Annotated in this window: 5 protein-coding genes; 4 read left to right on the forward strand and 1 reads right to left on the reverse strand. The window is 67.9% G+C overall.

Annotated features, from left to right (window positions below; translation table 11 throughout):
• Positions 1–128: 128 nt before the first annotated feature.
• Complete coding sequence (locus IE321_RS41245; protein ID WP_190226747.1) at positions 129–350, reverse strand: hypothetical protein; 222 nt, start codon at positions 348–350, stop codon at positions 129–131.
• 75 nt (positions 351–425) lie between these two features.
• Between IE321_RS41245 and IE321_RS41250 the strand changes: the two genes are divergently transcribed.
• The 4 genes from IE321_RS41250 (at position 426) to IE321_RS41265 (ending at position 2,770) form a co-directional block, all read left to right on the forward strand.
• Positions 426–719: a hypothetical protein gene (locus IE321_RS41250; RefSeq protein ID WP_190226748.1), complete on the forward strand. Its 294-nt coding sequence runs from the start codon at positions 426–428 to the stop codon at positions 717–719.
• Positions 716–1,285 carry a hypothetical protein gene (locus IE321_RS41255; RefSeq protein WP_190226749.1) on the forward strand — a complete coding sequence of 190 codons (570 nt, stop codon included), beginning with the start codon at positions 716–718 and terminating at the stop codon, positions 1,283–1,285. The genes IE321_RS41250 and IE321_RS41255 overlap by 4 nt, the downstream gene beginning before the upstream one ends.
• 2 nt (positions 1,286–1,287) lie before the next feature.
• Positions 1,288–1,779 carry a hypothetical protein gene (locus IE321_RS41260; protein WP_190226750.1) on the forward strand — a complete coding sequence of 164 codons (492 nt, stop codon included), beginning with the start codon at positions 1,288–1,290 and terminating at the stop codon, positions 1,777–1,779.
• 451 nt (positions 1,780–2,230) lie between these two features.
• The gene (locus IE321_RS41265) at positions 2,231–2,770 is read left to right on the forward strand and encodes a hypothetical protein (protein WP_229916863.1); all 540 of its coding nucleotides are present in this window, start codon (positions 2,231–2,233) and stop codon (positions 2,768–2,770) included.
• Positions 2,771–2,824 lie beyond the last annotated feature (54 nt).

The following is a 2,824-nucleotide window of genomic DNA, read 5'->3' on the forward strand; positions in this document are numbered from 1 at the left end:
ACTTCGAACACCTCCCCCAACGGCACGGGAGCTCTGTGCGTTGTGGTCCTCATCCTGACTCGGCCTGGATCACTCGATCAGTGGCCCCTGTGAAAGAGTTCAGTGACCCGAACGATGACCCTCGCAGGTCACAGCGGTGCGGGGCGGGCCGTGGTGAAGCCGGTGGTGAGCGCGGAGCCCGGTTGGCGGGCCGGTGTCGACTGGGCGCTGTCGTGGGTCGAGAACACGGCCGTCCAGCTGACACAGAGCAGCGACGCCAGCGGCCGCGAGAAGGCGCCGCAGCAGTAGCACAGCCCCAGCTTGACGTCCGCCCGCAGGTGCAGGGCCGGCCGCGGCGCGGGGGCCTGCATGGCGCAACGGCCCGGCCACCGCGACAGCCCGGTCATCGGGGCGAGGCCGTCGTCGGCCTCGCCGGTCCGCCATTCATGGACTCCAGCTCCGACCTGTCGGCGGCTCTCGACTCCGCTCGACTGCCGCACTTCGCCGAGGAGCGCGAAGGCGGCTACATCGTGCTCGCGCGCGTGCATCGCGAGCGCCTGGCTCTGGCGCGGTACGCCGGCTCGTTCCTGCCCTTCGAGGGAGAGGAACGCGGCGAGATCGTCACCCGTTTCACGCTCACCGTGACCGAGGCCATGAACATCACCACCTCCATGCACTACCTCGCGCGCCGGTGCGCGGGGGCCTGGCGCGCCCGATCACCACCACGCTGCCCTCCGTGACCGATACGCTCCGCAGCGTGAACGGCCGATCGTTACCGCTCGCCCTCGCCGCAGCGGCGTGCATCACTCTCACCGCCCCGCCCGCCCACGTCGCCGTACAGCCGGCACGGTGCCTGGACGGCGTGACCGAGACCAAGGGCTTCTCGGCCGTCGACGACGGCGAGGTCCGCTGGACCGACAACACCGCCTACGACGACGCCCGCAAGTTCGCGATCTCGGCATGGCAATACCAGGGCTCGAAGATCAAGATCGTCGCCGACTCGGCGATCACGTCGAACGACTTGGAGTTCAAGGACGCCAACCTGGGCGCCCGGGAGACTGACCCCCTCGGCCGCTACGAGCGCCACGGCTCGATCGGCGCGACCGACTACATCATCTTCAACAAGCAGAAGCTCAGGGGTGTGTCGAAGGAACGGCTGCGGTACGTCGCCCTGCACGCGCTCGGCCTGTGCCACAAGGCCGACACCGTCATCTCCCTGATGTGGAAGAACGCGCCGTCACCCGGCTTCGAGATCACGTGGATCCCGGACATCGACAAGGCCAACTACAAGAAGATGTGGGGCTGACCATGAACAAGCTCGTGCTCGGGACCGCCGGCCTCGCCCTGGTGGCCGCGGTGGCCGCCGGCGGCTACGCCTACACGCAGCAGGACAACGACGTGCGCGTAGAGGCGCTGTGCAACCCCACGCAGTCCGACGCGGCCGAAGCCGCCCGCGCCCAGAACCTCGCCCTGGTCGACGTCGTCACCGAGGGCAGGCACATCGCCAAGGGCGACGACGCCGGCGTGCAGACCTTCAAGGTCCGCACCCTCGCCGTCTACAAGGGCACACTTCCCGCCGACGCGGAGATCGGCCTTCCCGGCGCATCGACTGCCAAGCTGCGGCCCGGCAGTCGCTACGAAGTGTCCGTCCTCGGGCCGGAGGACGGCACGTGGCTCGCCCGCTTCACCCGGCCCGTTCCGGCCGGAAAGACGCCGGAAGAGGTCGCCGCTCACTGGAAGACGGAGATCGACAAGCAGTTCGTCGAGCCCCCTTGCTCCGACATCACCTCGGCGCAATGACGGAAGACGATTCGTCTCCGGCACGCTTGCCGACGGACGTCCTGACCGCGTACGGCGTGCAGCACCGGATCGACGAGCAGGACGGCGGGTTGGTTGCTGTCGCTCCTGGAGATCGAAATCGTCTCATCGGCCCGTTCGCAGGCCGCTACCTCAGGACGTGCTCGACCACTCGATCGAGGGGTACGTGGGGCCATCCCCGCAGGCGCGGGGAGCAGGGCCAGGCGTTGTAGACCCGCCAGCCGACCTTGGGACCACCCCTGCGTAAGCCGGAAGCAGCTGCACTTGAGAATCCCCACGATCTCATTCCTGCACGTACGGCGAGCAAGCGAGCCCATGGGGAGCCCGACACCCGCGCGGGGAACAGCTAGAGCCTGCTCTCTGATGTGTAACAGCCATACACAGGAAGGAAACTTTTGTTTACGGAGGCCGATGTGACAACTATGGTTGCAACATGACGGTCCCTGAGATCACCCCAGAAGAGCAGGCAGAGCTCGACAAGGCCCTGTACGACGCCTTGAACCCCCTGGCCTCGGCCCTCCGCTCCCGGGAGACCGGGGCACCCGCCAACCGTATGTGGGACGCGAGTCCGGTCGAAGTGGCGCTGTCCGTCCTGGCCGCGTGGAAGGTGGTGGATGGCGAGGTCAAGCGGCTCACGGAGCGGGCGGCAGCGACCGCCGGCTCCTACGGCGCGAGTTACGAGCAGTTGGGAACCGTCTGGGGTATCACCCGCCAGGGCGCCCGTAAGAAATGGCCCGATGCAGTCAGCCGCCCAGCACCCGCGACAGCGGGCAAGAGCACGCTTGCACTGTTCGGAGGGACTGCCGAGCTGGTGCAGTCGCCCACCGGCGCTTGGGACTGGACCGGCCGAGGCGCTGATGGGACGTCCCGTACGGGCGTCGACGGGGCCCCGTACGTGACCGCAGAGGAAGCAGCGGCCCACGCAGGCGCGTTCCTCAAAGAACACGCCCTCGCCATCGACGAGCAGCCCTAAGACCGTGTCCTATGTGGTGAGGCGGACGAGTCGCTTGTAGCAGCAGATGGCTGC

The organism is Streptomyces hydrogenans, assembly GCF_014656075.1.
Lineage (GTDB): Bacteria > Actinomycetota > Actinomycetes > Streptomycetales > Streptomycetaceae > Streptomyces > Streptomyces hydrogenans.